The 13312-nt window shown below is 61.7% G+C and carries 14 protein-coding genes and 1 pseudogene; 4 read left to right on the forward strand and 11 right to left on the reverse strand.

Annotation, left to right across the window (positions count from 1 at the left end; all coding sequences use genetic code 11):
• From WB402_RS14225 to WB402_RS14260, 8 genes and pseudogenes are all read right to left on the reverse strand, one after another.
• Positions 1 to 226: pseudogene (locus tag WB402_RS14225) on the reverse strand (hypothetical protein); the annotation flags it as partial.
• 248 nt (positions 227 to 474) lie between these two features.
• Positions 475 to 936: a hypothetical protein gene (locus WB402_RS14230; protein ID WP_424208976.1), complete on the reverse strand. Its 462-nt coding sequence runs from the start codon at positions 934 to 936 to the stop codon at positions 475 to 477.
• Positions 937 to 1091: 155 nt separating this feature from the next.
• On the reverse strand, positions 1092 to 1553 hold the full coding sequence (locus tag WB402_RS14235) for a universal stress protein (RefSeq protein WP_424208978.1): 462 nt from the start codon (positions 1551 to 1553) through the stop codon (positions 1092 to 1094).
• 308 nt (positions 1554 to 1861) lie between these two features.
• The gene (locus WB402_RS14240) at positions 1862 to 2035 is read right to left on the reverse strand and encodes a hypothetical protein (protein ID WP_424208980.1); all 174 of its coding nucleotides are present in this window, start codon (positions 2033 to 2035) and stop codon (positions 1862 to 1864) included.
• Positions 2036 to 2203: 168 nt separating this feature from the next.
• On the reverse strand, positions 2204 to 2971 hold the full coding sequence (locus WB402_RS14245; RefSeq protein ID WP_424208982.1) for an anti-sigma factor family protein: 768 nt from the start codon (positions 2969 to 2971) through the stop codon (positions 2204 to 2206).
• Positions 2968 to 3465 (reverse strand): RNA polymerase sigma factor, encoded by a 498-nt coding sequence (locus WB402_RS14250; protein WP_424208984.1) that lies wholly within the window; start codon positions 3463 to 3465, stop codon positions 2968 to 2970. Before WB402_RS14250 ends, WB402_RS14245 begins: the two co-directional genes overlap by 4 nt.
• 52 nt (positions 3466 to 3517) lie before the next feature.
• Positions 3518 to 3943: a nuclear transport factor 2 family protein gene (locus WB402_RS14255; RefSeq protein WP_424208986.1), complete on the reverse strand. Its 426-nt coding sequence runs from the start codon at positions 3941 to 3943 to the stop codon at positions 3518 to 3520.
• A gap of 233 nt (positions 3944 to 4176) precedes the next feature.
• Entirely contained in the window at positions 4177 to 4872 is a 696-nt protein-coding gene (locus tag WB402_RS14260; protein ID WP_424208988.1) for an SIMPL domain-containing protein, read from the reverse strand.
• Positions 4873 to 5004: 132 nt separating this feature from the next.
• Here WB402_RS14260 and WB402_RS14265 point away from each other — a divergent pair, with 132 nt between their 5' ends.
• From WB402_RS14265 to WB402_RS14275, 3 genes are all read left to right on the forward strand, one after another.
• On the forward strand, positions 5005 to 5736 hold the full coding sequence (locus WB402_RS14265; RefSeq protein WP_424208990.1) for a DUF2238 domain-containing protein: 732 nt from the start codon (positions 5005 to 5007) through the stop codon (positions 5734 to 5736).
• A gap of 96 nt (positions 5737 to 5832) precedes the next feature.
• Positions 5833 to 6495, forward strand: a complete 663-nt coding sequence (locus tag WB402_RS14270; protein ID WP_424208992.1) for an OmpA family protein — start codon at positions 5833 to 5835, stop codon at positions 6493 to 6495.
• 167 nt (positions 6496 to 6662) lie between these two features.
• Complete coding sequence (locus WB402_RS14275) at positions 6663 to 7037, forward strand: phage holin family protein (protein WP_424208994.1); 375 nt, start codon at positions 6663 to 6665, stop codon at positions 7035 to 7037.
• A gap of 79 nt (positions 7038 to 7116) precedes the next feature.
• Here the strand turns inward: WB402_RS14275 and WB402_RS14280 are convergent, their stop codons facing one another.
• A complete protein-coding gene (locus WB402_RS14280) occupies positions 7117 to 8058 on the reverse strand; it encodes a DUF726 domain-containing protein (RefSeq protein WP_424208996.1) in 942 nt (313 codons plus the stop codon).
• 4 nt (positions 8059 to 8062) lie between these two features.
• The gene (locus WB402_RS14285) at positions 8063 to 8809 is read right to left on the reverse strand and encodes a hypothetical protein (protein WP_424208998.1); all 747 of its coding nucleotides are present in this window, start codon (positions 8807 to 8809) and stop codon (positions 8063 to 8065) included.
• 440 nt (positions 8810 to 9249) lie between these two features.
• On the opposite strand from WB402_RS14285, the gene WB402_RS14290 reads away from it, so the two are divergent.
• On the forward strand, positions 9250 to 10182 hold the full coding sequence (locus tag WB402_RS14290) for a type II CAAX prenyl endopeptidase Rce1 family protein (protein ID WP_424209000.1): 933 nt from the start codon (positions 9250 to 9252) through the stop codon (positions 10180 to 10182).
• A gap of 7 nt (positions 10183 to 10189) precedes the next feature.
• Here WB402_RS14290 and WB402_RS14295 read toward each other — a convergent pair.
• Positions 10190 to 13312 (reverse strand): DUF3400 domain-containing protein (locus WB402_RS14295; RefSeq protein WP_424209002.1); only part of this gene is annotated, 3123 nt, incomplete at its 5' end.

The raw sequence follows: 13312 nt of genomic DNA on the forward strand, positions 1-13312 counted from the left end.
TCTGCCGGTAGATGGTTTCTAGGGAGAGGAAGACGCTGGAGAGCATGACAGGTGCGACCAGTGCAACGAGAAGTCCGCCAAGCAGGGGGATCAGTTCGAGGATGCCGAGCACAACCGCCGCCGTCAACCCCATGCCACCGAGGAGCCAGGGGTTGCGCATGAACAACTGCCAACCGTTCAGCAACCAGCGTCGCCCGATGCGCAGATGTTTCCAGAATCGTTCCAAACCCACTCTCCCTGACGGACTCCCGCCGTCGCAGATGTACTAATAAAACTAGCATGGATTCTTATGTAGTGGTGGAACGGTGGTTCCAGGCAAGGATACCGGGCCACGCTGGACGGCTTGGACACGCCGTTTATCAGCTATCGCGCGGAGGACGAGAAGGCGTCGACGTGCAAATCAGGGTGATACTTACAGTAGCGTTGCGAGATCGGGTTTGTATCCCCATCCCCGTTGCCCCGACGCCGATCTCGTCAGGACTTGGCCTTGTAGACGCGGTCGTGCTCGCGCGCGTGTTCTTTCACGCGCAGTCCGAAGGACTGGCCGGGGCGGGCATCGCTCACGTGGACGTGATCGATTTCCATCGACTCGACCGGCTGCGAGAAGTCGCTGGTGTGACCCTTGATGTGGATGACGTCACCCACGCGCAGGTTGCCGGTCTCGAGTTGCACGATCGCGACCGAGAGATGCGAGTAATAATGTGTGACGATGCCGATGCGCTCGGTGCCGGGCGGTATCGCCGGGGCGGCCGGTTTCGGCATCGCGACCGGCGCGCGGGCGGTGACCTGCTTTTTCCTGGGAGCGGCCTTGGCCTTAACCGCGGATTTCTTTTTGGCCGCGACTTTCTTGCCGGCTGTTTTTTTGCGGATCGCTGCTTTAGGGGCGGTAGTTTTCTTTTTCTTCGCTTTGGTCTTGGCTTTCTTCTTGGTTGCCATGGATAGCACCTCCACTGTGAAAACGTAAACCGTTCGGGAAAATGATGCCAGCTTTGTCAACGAGATGCCAGACCCGTCGTCTCCGGAGGGTTGGAATTCCTGAGTGATGGTGCGCTGGTTGCCGCCGCGACCTGACGTTGGGATTACGGCCCAGACTACTCGCTACGGACCAGCAGCACCGGGCAGGGCGTCAACCGTATCACGCCTTCGGCCACGCTTCCGAGCAGCAGATGGTTCAGGCCGCGCCGGCCGTGCGTACCCATGACCAGCAGTTCCGCGGACATCTCCTTGGCCTCGTCCACGATCACCTGCGCGACGTGATCGCTGGCGAGCTTGAGCTCGACCAGCCGCGTTTCGACATGGAGTCCCTCGCCCTTGGCCTCCTTCTGCGCCTGTTCGAGCAGTTCCTGTCCGTACTTTCGCGCCTGCGTATACAACTCCTTGATATAGGACGGCGGAGATCCGGATCCGGTCTGGGGAACGTTGCTGATCGTGTCGATGACGTGGAGTAACAGGATTTGAGCCGCGTGCTGATGCTTCCCGATCCTGATCGCTTCGCGCAACGCGCGCGTGGATGTGTTGCTGCCGTCGATGGATACCATGATGCGTTTGTACATGGTGCTGTTCTCCTTTACAGGGTCTGCGCGTCTCTCCCCAGGGCCGCGGCCCTGCGTTTATGTTAGTTCTTGCGGACCCGCATAGCCAACGCGTTTCACCTGACAAAACCTTAGCGGCGGAAGCCAATCCTTGAGCGGTTTTTCTCTTGCGCCCTTGGTTGGCCCCACTTACTGCACGATTACAATCTCCTCTCCGGGCGCGTCTTGAGCCTGCTGCTCATCTGGGTGGCGGCCGCGCCGTATGTTTTCTGCCGGCTCCGGAATCAGGGGGCAGCCCCGTTGCCCCGCGGATTAAAGCGCGCTGATCTCTACGAGACAACCTTGATACCGAATTCTTTATATATTTCGACGTTCGCTATTTCGTCGCAATCTTCTGCTGCGATTTCGGCTTCTTCAACGCTGGGGAAAATCCAAATCACGTGGCCACGTTCCGTCATCAGGGTTGCAGTATTGTCAGGCCATTCCTTGATATAGAAGCTCATGACGCATCTCCGCTGTTTGGGACGATGCAGGTTTACACCCCCACATTGAATGCTTCATGACGTTTTGATGATGATTCGATGTCGAATGTTGAGGTCTTGTGAGATAAACCGCCGTCAAGTGATTGAGCTGGCAGAGGGATGATAGCACTCGATTCTAGTTAACTCCCGCTAGAAAGACAGCGTTGCATACGCCGCGTGGCCGAGACGCAGCAACGTGGCGCGGTCGGCTTCGCCGGCGAGCGCGAAGCCACGGCCGTGATCCACCCAGTAGAGTACATTCACGCCTTCGCCGGCTTCGTAGCGGAACGCGGTCTCCTGTGTGCCGTCGGTCTGTATCGTTACGTACAGCGTCAGGCGCGTGCCGCGCGCCTCCTGGTACATGAACTGCGCGGCCGGACCCTTGTCACCCGGCAACAGCCGTCCCCCCACCAGTTGATATCCGAAACGGTTCAGGTCCGGCACACGCAGCTCGGTGCCCAGCCGCTTCGACAGCCAGTGGACTAGATGCTGTTCCTGGTCGGCTTTCACTTCAACCGGGTGTTGCACTTCCGAGGCATAGACGACATGGGCCACAGCGGCGCGCTGGGCAAGCGCGATCGCTTCAATGGGCGTCGCAGGCTCCAGCTTGCCGTGTACCGCCCAGCCCAGCACGCCGCCGACGGCGAGCCAGCCGATCGCCGCAGCCATGGGCATCCAACGGGCGCGGGCGGGCGGGGTGAGAGTCTGCGTCAGCCGCGCGGGCAAGGGTTCATCGAGCACGGGATCGAAGAGAGCATGCAGCGCCTGATTCTGTCCACGCCACGCTTGCACCCGCGCCGACAGCGTCGCGTCGGTGGCCAGCCGCGCCTCGATTTCCGCGCTGTCCGCGGCGTTGAGCCGCCCATCGACATAGGCGTGCAGGATATCGTCGCTGATCGGTGGGGGCTGGTGGCTCATTTCACTCTCCGTAGGGTCGGACTGGTTTCGCCGGACATCAAGGCCCGCAATCGTTCGCGGGCGCGCGTGAGTCGCGACATGACAGTGCCGATCGGCACATCGAGGACGCGCGCGGTTTCCTCGTATGACAATTGTTCGAGTCCGACCAGCAGGATCACCTCGCGATGTTCCGGGGCGAGGTGTTGCAGGGCGTTCGAGATATCGCGCGCGGTCGCGGCTTCATCGAGCGGCGTGTGTGCCGGCTCGCTGCCCTCGTCATCGGGTTGGGTGCGCGCGGCCGTCGTGGCGGCACGAATCTGGTTCACGTGGACATTGTGCATGATGGTAAACAGCCAGGCACGCAGGTCGGTGCTGCGGCGGAACAGGCTGAATTTACGCAATGCGCGCTCGAGCGTGTCCTGCACGAGGTCATCGGCGCGCATGCGATCACGCATCAACGCCATCGCATAACGGCGCAGGCGCGGCAGATGTTCCTCGAAAGGATGACGGCCCATCGCATTCGTTCCATGTCCCGGGGCGGCGACGCCCCGGGCTGTTGTCAGGAAATCAATAGCTGCTGCCGAGCTTCGGATCGATCTGCCAGACTTCATTCACGACCTTGCCGCCGCGATAGGTCAGCACGTAACGCACCTTGATTGTATTCTTCCCGGTGAAGGTCACGTTAGCGGTGACCGTGACGCCGCTGGGATTACCGCTCTCGGCAAGCTTGTCGACCGCGACGGTCAGCGGACTGTTGGCTTTGGCGAACTTGGTCCACACGCCGCGAATTGCCTCGCCGCCCTTGTAGGCGCCATCGAGCGGGCCGCCGACCCACTGGAACACGGCATCATCGCCGTAGGCGGCCATGATCTTGTCGACTTCGCCGCCGCCAATGGCCTGGAAATGGGCCTTGGCATCATCCGCCGGTCCGGCCAATGCGGTGAGGGAAACAAGGGTAAACGCGGTCGCCGCCGCAAGCTTCAGAATACGCATGATTTTCTCCTGGGTTGGGGCAATCCCGATGCGGGATGCTCGTACTGGTTAACACGGCCAGGGACGGATTTATTCCGCGCAGAAAATTATTTATTTTTTTTTGCAGCGAGTCAGAGACACCCAGCGGAAAGCTAAATCACTCTGAGGTAACCCCAATACCATGGACATATGATTACGCAACACCCACCCGCGCTTCATAGCACGCTAGGCTCCCAACGCGACCCAGTTCAATACTATTGCAGCTCGATCACCCCGCCTACGCTCACCGTCACAGTGCTGGTGCCGGCCTCCAGTGCGGGCGGCGCGACGGAGGCCGCTTCCATGGCGGTGGTACGCATCATGATCGGTACCGGCTGCCCGCCGCCTGTGTTGATGGAGACATCCACGATCCGGTAGCCCTTGGAAGTTAGTTGCTTACGCACCAGTTCGGCGCGCTGCTTGAAGGTGTCGAGGGTCTGCGCAATCAGCTCATCCTCGACTGCCGCACGCCGCGCGGGGGAGACCGAGAAATTGAGGGACGTGACCTGCAAGCGTTCCTGCAATTGCCCGATCAGGCTGCCCAGTTCCGCGAAGTCTGAACCTTCCAGCAGCAGTTCCTGCGTGGCGCGCCAGCGCTGAATTTTTTCCTTGTTGTATACCGGATAGGTGCGGTAACTGCCGCTGCGTGCCTCGACCTTGGCCCGCGCCTTCGCGGTCTTGAGTGCCGCGCCCATGCTGCGATTGATATGATCGGCGAGACGCGCGGCGTTGTCGTCTTCGGCGGTGAGACTGAGCACGGCCTGCATGCGGTCGTTCTCGACCGGGCGGCTGCGTTCGACCTGAAAGTGAATCTGGTTATAGCGTGTTGCTCCGTCGGCGGCCGTGGCCTGGTTGGCGGCGGCGAGGCCGAGTATGAGTGAAATAATCAGCAGGCGCGCAAACAATGGCATGGGAGACTCCTGGAGCGATGAAAGCGTCCGATTGTAACATCGTGTCCGTCCGCGCCCAGCGGATAAAGCGAGCGGACAAATGGACTCAAACCTGATTTATCCCGATAACTGTCACCTGTTACCATCTTTTCAATGTTCACCCGCGTTTCTCATCACCGGTATCTCCTGATACTCGGCCTCGTGTTCGCGTTCGAGTGGGCGCTGCTGGCCATCCATCCCTACGATCGTGCCGACTGGGCGCTGGAAAATGCGCTGGTCGCCGTGTTTGTGCTGGTTCTGGCAGCGACGCATCGCGTGTTTCCGCTGTCGCGCCTCTCCTATACGCTGATTTTTGTCTTTCTTCTGCTGCATGAAATAGGCGCGCACTACACTTATGCCAAGGTACCGTACGACGAAGGCTTCAACTTGCTCTTCGGCTTCAGCCTGAATGAGGCGCTGGGTTTTGAACGCAACCACTTCGACCGCGCGCTTCATTTTGTTTACGGATTGCTGCTGGCGTACCCGGTCCGTGAGGTATTTATCCGCATCGCCACGGTGCGCGGCTTCTGGGGTTATTTCCTGCCACTGGACATCACCATGTCCACCTCCATGCTGTTCGAGCTGTTCGAGTGGGGCGCGGCAGAATTTTTCGGCGGCAATCTCGGCGTGGCTTACCTCGGGACACAAGGCGATATCTGGGACGCCCAGAAGGACATGGCGCTCGCGAGCCTTGGAGCGTTGATCGCCATGCTGGTGACCGCGGCGATCAATCTCAGCCTGCAGCGGGACTTCGCGGCCGAGTGGAGCGAAAGCCTGCGCGTGAAGATTTTCCGGCCGCTGGGCGAAAACGAGGTCAAGCGCAAGCTGCGTAAACGCCGGAGCTGATGCATTTCCTGCTGGACCGACGCGGCGCGGAGTCAAGCGCTGGAACGGCGATTGTAATAAAATGCTTGTTTCAACGTTCTCCGGAGATTTCTGTCCATGAAGCGTTTTACCGTTTTTGCCATCATCGCCGCTTTCGTGGCCGTCATCGCCGGCTGCGCGACCGCTGAGAATGGCAAGCCGCGTCCCATAACCGACGCCGAGAAGGGCGCGTTGGCCAAGAAAGACGACCTCAGCAAGGACGCGCTGATCGGCGCGGTCGGTGGTGGCATTGCCGGCGCCGCCGTGGACACCTACATGGATTCGCAGAAAAGGGATCTTGAGAAGGTGCTCGCGCCCGAGATCCAGGCGATAGCGATTGATATCCAGAAGGTGAACCAGAACAACCTGCTGATCACCATGACATCGCAGACGGCGTTTGATTTCGATTCCACGACGATCAAGCCGGGTTTCTATTCCACCATGGACAAGATCGCGAACGTGCTGATTCGTTACGGCAAGACGCATCTCACCATTGTCGGGCACACGGACAACGTTGGCGCCGAACAGTACAACCAGACGCTCTCCGATCATCGCGCCCAGGCGGTCAATGACTACCTGCGCAACAAGGGTATCCTGGTGCAGCGGCTCGTGTTCCTCGGCCGGGGCGCGACCGCGCCGCGCGCCAGCAACGCCACCGAGGAAGGACGCCGTCTCAACCGGCGCGTGGAGATCATCGTCGAGCCGATCGTCGCCGAACCCCAGAATCAGGCGCCGGGATAAGTTACGCGAGCCGGTTTTGCAGGACACCGGCGCACGCCTTGTGCAATGGATTGCAATTTCTATATTCGTCAAAAGCGTTTTCGATTCTTGGACTGGTTTTTAAGCCCTCCGGCAGCGCTCATAATCGGGGCATTTCAGAATTGGCTTGGATGTGAAAACATAAGCCCATGACCGGTTTCATATTACGTCTGCTTATCGTCGCGCTCGGACTGTGGCTGGCCTCGGCGTGGGTGCCTGGCATCGAAGTAAAGGGTGTGTGGACGCTGCTTGGCGCGGCGCTGATGCTCGGGTTCGTCAATGCCATTGTGCGACCGTTGCTCGTGATCCTGACGCTCCCGATCACGGTCTTGACGCTCGGATTATTTCTGCTGGTCATTAACGCGGGCATGCTGGGGCTGGTCGCATGGCTGTTCGATAACTTTACAATCGCGGACTTCGGATCGGCGCTGCTTGGATCAATCGTCGTGAGCCTGACCGGCTGGGCCGCGTCTTACTTTATCGGCCCGCGCGGGCGTATTGAAGTCATCGTCGTGCGCCATTGACGATAGCTATTTCTGGATTACCTCGAATTAAAAAGAAGAACTGATCCAAGGGCGTCTGCCCGGCGCGGCGGCTCGCTGGTTACGTATTTCGCTCGACGCTTACGCGCGCGGCGCCGGTGGCGCGTGCATCCCGCGTTTCGCGCCCGACCGTTCCCCGCTCCGCGACGGCGCGTTCGCCCGCTTGCTCGAAACGCAGGAACTCCTTGACACTGGCATTGGCGGCGCGGGCGCAGGCCAGTGATGGCGGCTTTTGATTCCAGCCCCAGTAATCGGAATGATCCGCGTCGGGGTTTTCCTGCTGCGTGAGCTTGACGGGCGCGACGGCATCGGCCCAGAAATCATGGCCGAGCGCCGTCGGAAAAAAACCCTCGCTGCCCGGCGCCGCGGTCTGACCGAGCGGAAAGGCGTAGGCCAGCACCTTGTCGCTGGACGAGTACAGGCTCAGGCCCGCATCGGTCAATACCGTGTCGATGGCGTCGCGCAGCTTCTGCTTGTCGGGTCGCGGTTCGAGCATGAAGGTGGGTACCGCTCCGGCCATCAGCACCACGCGGCCAACGGTGATATCGCTCTTGCCCCGTAACGTCTTTAGCAGTTCGAGCGTCAGGCGGCAGCCCATGGAATGCGCGACGATGTCCACCTGTTTGTGGCCGCTTTCACGCGCTGCGCGCGCGAGCGTGTCGGCCAGCGCCGCGGCGGTCTGGCGCGCGCGCTCGATGCTCCACGGGTAGAAAAGCGGCGAGACCACGCCCCAGTCGGCGTCACCCGGCCAGTAAATCTGAACCAGGCGTCCGCCCGCGACGGGCGAATCGTCGTCGAGCCTGGCCAGTTCACGCTGCAGCGCTTCGAATCCGCGGTAGGCGTCCTCGCTGGCCTTGAGATCGTTGTTGTAGCCATGGATCAGGAGCAGCAGATGGCGCCGGCCGGTGAGCGCGCGGTACTCCGGTTCGGACGGCTCGGTATTGACCTCGCCGCCTTGGGGACGCTGGCGGAAGGACAGCCTCGCGGTTGGTTCGAGCGCCACGCGATTACCTCCGCGCGCGCAGACTGGTGAGCGCGTTGACCACGTCCTTGGCGAAGGGCGCGACCAGGCCACCCAGCACCGACAGCAGCACGATCATGTCCGGGCTCAGATGGGGTTTCTGGTTGAGCAGAATCCAGGCGAGCAGCGCGCCACCGCCGGCCACCGACCACAGCTGGTTGAGGCGCGCCCAGACGAATTCGATTTCATTCTGCAGCGCGTCGAGCTTGCGGCTCACCAGGTTGCCGAGCCGGGCGCGCGCCTGCGCCGCGCCGCGGGCCTGCATGTCGTCGGTTATGCTGACCTTGCGGGGACGGCCTTCCATCCGTTCGGCGCTGAACTTTAGCCAGATCTTGGCGTCGTCGGCCCCCTCTCGCAGTTCCCGTACTTGGGGCATGGCGGCAATGAATTCATAGAACGCAGGATACTTCGAGGGGAAATCCAGCGCCACGTTCGCGGCCGCCTGTACCTGGCCCATGAGTTTCGCGGTCGTCTGGTCGTAAAGCACATTGGCGTTCCCCGGCCCGCCCGCCGCCAGCAGCATGAGTTGCTGGTGCGCGGATTTCGAATCGGGCGCGGTCGCCAGCCAGCGCTCGAGGCGGCCGCGGTGAAAATGCCGCCGCCAGTACGTCACGCTCTTGATGAGTTCCAGCAGCGCCATGGCGATGGTGCCGATGGCGGCGAGCAGCAGAGCGTAGTCGAGAATTTTTCCGGAAAAGCTTTCTACGGTGACAGCGATGGTGCTGGTATCCACGGCGGGCAACCTCCTGTATACGGAATCATGTTTTTATGTCCAAATCGCGTCGCGGCGACGCGTATGAGATTATTGCGGCGGCACGAATCTCCTTGAACATGTCTGGTGGGTTTTTATTCTCCCGGCCCGGGATCGAAGCCGTCAAGCCGCCGCAATAATCAGAAATCATTAATGATCTTCGTTATTGACCCGGCACGCCCATGCCATCACGAATACCCAGTAATGTCTATCATGACCTGCCTTCGTTCAAGAACAGTCGTGCCGGGTCAATAACTGCTTAGGCAGGGATAAGGCAAGCAGACGGTTCGGTCTTTGCTAATTCACATGAGCGGCAGCTCAGTTTAGCCAGCATGACGTTGAACCGTCTATCCGTGTCGGCACCGTGGATGATAAAGTGTTGCACAGAGATATTGGACGATGGCAAACCAGTTGAGTCTGGGATGAAAGTGAGTTTGATGTTCTGTGCCGACAAAAACCCGATTTTCCAGGCGCTGCTGGCGATTATGCTGGTGTTGGGCGCGGCTGCGGCGCGGGCCGATCCGGCCGAGCCGTGGCTGAAGGGCCTCGCGAGCCTGGTCGTCCCGGGTACGGGGCAGGCGAGTAATGGCGACTACGGCGAGGCGGCGCTGCACTTCGGCGTCTTCGCGGTGTCGGTCTATGGCGTGATCCGTTACCAGGACAAGAGCGACTACCTGGATGCGGACCAGCGCTACGACGAAGACAACAACCGCGAGTTCATCAACAAGACGACACTGCGCTACGACTACGCCGCCAGGCTCGTAACCGACATGGCGCTTTATTCCGGTTACGCGGCCTATCGGGACGCGCGCGAACGTGACAACGCCGGATTCCGCACGCCGGCCCCGCGCGAATCGCTTACCGATCTCGCTGTTGCGCCGTTCTCTATCAATTATCTCTCGCGCCCCACGACCTTTATTCCGCTCTTGCTCGAGGCGGCCGTGCTTTATCACGAAAAAGACAGCAAGGATGCCTACGGCATTTATCGCGCCAATGACGTGAGCGAGCGCGATCTGCATGTCTTCAATCTAACCGCGAACGAGATGACCGCGGTGGGTGAGGAGGCATTCTTCCGCGGCTTCCTGAATAACGAGTTCAGCAGCCGCTACGGTGACGGCGCCGGTCTGGTGACGTCCTCAGTGATCTTCGGGCTGGCACACACTGGCCAGGGCCAGACCGCCAATGCACTGCAGGCAACGGCGGCGGGATTTTATTTCGGCTGGCTGCATCAGAAAAACGACTACGCGACGGGCGAAGGCGTGGCGTTGCACTACTGGTTCAACGTGCTCGCCGGCGCTGCGGCGATCCACAATGGCGGCAGCGCGGAGCTCTTGCATATCCAGTTGCCGTTTTAAACACCGGTTACAGCAGTACGTGCTCGATACCGCCCTGCTTCGCCCGGGCGATGAAATCCTGTGCCCAGGTTTCGCCCATTTTCAGCCGCGCCAGTTCGACCACGATATAGTCGGTGTCGAGGCCGGTGCTGTCGGCGTAGCGCGCCAAGCCCTGCTGGCAGGCGGGACAGGAGGTGAGCATTTTTACATTGCCACCGCGCGCGCGGGGTTCGCCGGTCAGTTGCGCAATGCCCTTGTGTATCTCCTCTTCCTTGCGGAATCGCACTTGAGTGGCGATGTCCGGGCGCGACACCGCGAAGGTGCCGGCCTCACCGCAACAGCGGTCGGAGAGCAGCACCTCTTGCCCCATTAACGTCGTGGCCACCTTGATCGGTGCATGGGTCTTCATAGGCGTGTGACACGGGTCGTGATAGAGATATTTCACGCCCGGCACGCCGTCGAGCTTCACGCCCTTTTCCATCAGGTATTCGTGGATGTCGAGCAGGCGGCAGCCGGGAAAGATTTTGCCAAACTGGTAGCGCAGCAGCTGGTCCATGCAGGTGCCGCAGGAAACCAGCACGGTCTTGATGTCGAGATAGTTGAGCGTGTTGGCGACGCGGTGGAACAGCACCTGGTTGTCGGTCGAAATCTGGTCACCCTTCTTCGCGTCGCCACTCGCGGTCTGCGGGTAGCCGCAGCAGAGATAGCCCGGGGGCAGCACCGTCTGCGCGCCGACCTCGTAGAGCATGGCGAGCGTGGCCAGGCCAATCTGGCTGAACAGCCGCTCCGAGCCGCAGCCGGGAAAATAGAACACCGCCTCCGATTCGTCATTGACCTTGCGCGGATCGCGCACGATGGCGACCTGCTTGCTGTCCTCGACGCCGAGGAACGCGCGCATGGTCTGCGACGGCAGAGCCGGCGGCAACGGGCGCTTCACGAAATGCACGACCTGCGCGACGACCGAGGTGCTGCCGACGGTGGGGCCCGGGTGCGATTCGCGGCGCGCGAACGGTTTGCTCAGCAGGGTGTAGGCGAGGCGCTGCGCCGCATAACCCCAGCCGATCAGGAAGCGGCGCATCAGTTTGATGGTGGCGGGATCGGTGACGTTGAGGAACGCGAGCGATGCCTTGGTGCCGAGGCTCAGGCGTTTTTTGCCGCGGGCGCGCAACAGATTGCGCATGTGGATCGTGACGTCACCGAAGTCGATGTCCACCGGGCAGGGTTTTTCGCACTTGTGGCACACGGTGCAGTGGTCGGCGATGTCGTTCATCTCGTCGAAATGGCGGATCGAGATCCCGCGGCGCGTCTGTTCCTCGTACAAGAACGCCTCGATGATGAGACCGGCGGCGAGAATCTTGTTGCGCGGCGAGTACAGCAGGTTGGCGCGCGGCACGTGCGTGTTGCACACCGGTTTGCACTTGCCGCAGCGCAGGCAGTGCTTGATCTCGTCGTTGAGCGCGCCCAGCTCGCTCGCTTCCAGAATCAGCGCCTCCTGTTCCACCAGTCGCAGCGACGGCGTGTACGCGCCGTCGAGGGTCGCGCCCGGGAGCAGCTTGCCGCGATTAAAATGTCCGTCGGGATCGGTATCGTGCTTGTAGCGCGCGAACGCTTCGAGTTCCGGCGCGTCGAGGTAGTGCAGCTTGGTGAGGCCGATGCCGTGCTCGCCCGAGATCACGCCGCCGAGCGACACCGCGAGCTGCATCACGCGGTCGACGATGCGGTGCGCCTCCTGCAGCATGGCGTAGTCGTTGGAGAACACCGGGATGTTGGTATGCACGTTGCCGTCGCCGGCGTGCATGTGCAGTGCGACGAACAGCCGGCTGGCGCGCAGTCCGGCGTGGATTTCGTCCAGCCGGCGGCGCACGCCCTCGAGCTCGCCGCCGAGAAAAATGTTCTTGAGCGGCCGTTCCACCTCGCGGCGGTAGGAGATGCGCAGGTCGCGCCGTGCGAGCAGGTCGAAGAAACTGTCACCCGGGCGCAGCCTGGCGCGTTCGGCTTCGTCGAGCGCCGCGGCGTTGCGTTGCGCGTCGGCGTCGAGGTTTACCAGGATCGCGCGCCAGCGCGTGCGCACCTCGGTCAGGTGCTGGCGCGCGTCGTGCTTCTTGGATTCGAGGATGGCGTCGCCTTCGGCGCTACGCTCGGCCTCGGGACCCGTGTGCAGCTCCGGCATGTCACCGGCCAGGTAGTTGAGCACTGCATCGATCATTTTGAGCTTGTTTTGCGTGGATTGCTCGATGTTAATGCGGTCGATGCCGCGGCTGTAATCGGCCAGGCGTTCGAGCGGGATGACCACGTCCTCGTTGATCTTGAACGCATTGGTATGAGTCGCGATCGCCGCGGTGCGCGCGCGGTCGGCCCAGAACCGGGCGCGCGCCTCGGGACTCACGGCGATGAAACCCTCGCCGTCGCGCCGGTTCGCCAACTGCACCACGTGCGTGGCGGCGCGCGCCACGGCGTCCTCGTCGTCGCCGGCGATGTCCGCCATCAGCACCATCTTCGGCCGCTCGCGCCGCGCCGCCTTGGTGCTGTAGTTGACCGCCTTCACGTAGCGTTCGTCGAGGTGCTCGAGCCCGGTCAGCGCCACGCCGGGTTCGGCGTCAATGTGACGCTTGACCTCCACGATCGCCGCCACCGCCGGGGTGATGTCGGCGCCGAAGAATTCGAGGCACACCGTGCGCAGGAAACGCGGCATGCGGTGCAGCACGAACACCGCCGAGGTGATGATCCCGTCACAGCCTTCCTTCTGCACGCCCGGCAGTCCGCCGAGGAACTTGGAGGTGACGTCCTTGCCGAGACCGGGTTTGCGCAGCTTGCGCCCGGGCATTTTCAATTCCACCGACTCGCCGAGGCGCGTGCGGCCGTCGGCGGCAAAGCGGGTGAGACGAAAGCGCACCGTCTCCTGTTCGTGGATCTTACCGAGGTTGTGGTCGAGCCGCTCGACCTCGAGCCACTGCGCGTCCGGCGTGACCATGCGCCACGAGGCGAGATTGTCGAGCGTCGTGCCCCAGCGCACCGCCTTCTTGCCGCCGGCGTTCATGGCGACGTTGCCGCCGAGGGTGGAGGCGTCCTGCGAGGTGGGATCGACCGCGAAAACGTAACCCGATACCCCCGCGATGTCCGCGACGCGCCGCGTGACCACGCCGGCCTCGCC

The organism is Sulfuricaulis sp., from assembly GCF_049587675.1.
Taxonomy (GTDB): Bacteria; Pseudomonadota; Gammaproteobacteria; order Acidiferrobacterales; family Sulfurifustaceae; genus Sulfuricaulis.

Excerpts from the sequence above, each read along its gene's own strand:
- WB402_RS14270 (WP_424208992.1), top strand. The coding sequence starts at position 5,833 with ATGAAGCGTTTTACCGTTTTTGCCATCATCGCCGCTTTCGTGGCCGTC.
- WB402_RS14245 (WP_424208982.1), bottom strand. The coding sequence starts at position 2,971 with ATGAGCCACCAGCCCCCACCGATCAGCGACGATATCCTGCACGCCTAT.
- WB402_RS14250 (WP_424208984.1), bottom strand. The coding sequence starts at position 3,465 with ATGGGCCGTCATCCTTTCGAGGAACATCTGCCGCGCCTGCGCCGTTAT.
- WB402_RS14260 (WP_424208988.1), bottom strand. The coding sequence starts at position 4,872 with ATGCCATTGTTTGCGCGCCTGCTGATTATTTCACTCATACTCGGCCTC.
- WB402_RS14230 (WP_424208976.1), bottom strand. The coding sequence starts at position 936 with ATGGCAACCAAGAAGAAAGCCAAGACCAAAGCGAAGAAAAAGAAAACT.
- WB402_RS14240 (WP_424208980.1), bottom strand. The coding sequence starts at position 2,035 with ATGAGCTTCTATATCAAGGAATGGCCTGACAATACTGCAACCCTGATG.
- WB402_RS14275 (WP_424208994.1), top strand. The coding sequence starts at position 6,663 with ATGACCGGTTTCATATTACGTCTGCTTATCGTCGCGCTCGGACTGTGG.
- WB402_RS14235 (WP_424208978.1), bottom strand. The coding sequence starts at position 1,553 with ATGTACAAACGCATCATGGTATCCATCGACGGCAGCAACACATCCACG.
- WB402_RS14265 (WP_424208990.1), top strand. The coding sequence starts at position 5,005 with ATGTTCACCCGCGTTTCTCATCACCGGTATCTCCTGATACTCGGCCTC.
- WB402_RS14255 (WP_424208986.1), bottom strand. The coding sequence starts at position 3,943 with ATGCGTATTCTGAAGCTTGCGGCGGCGACCGCGTTTACCCTTGTTTCC.
- WB402_RS14290 (WP_424209000.1), top strand. The coding sequence starts at position 9,250 with ATGAAAGTGAGTTTGATGTTCTGTGCCGACAAAAACCCGATTTTCCAG.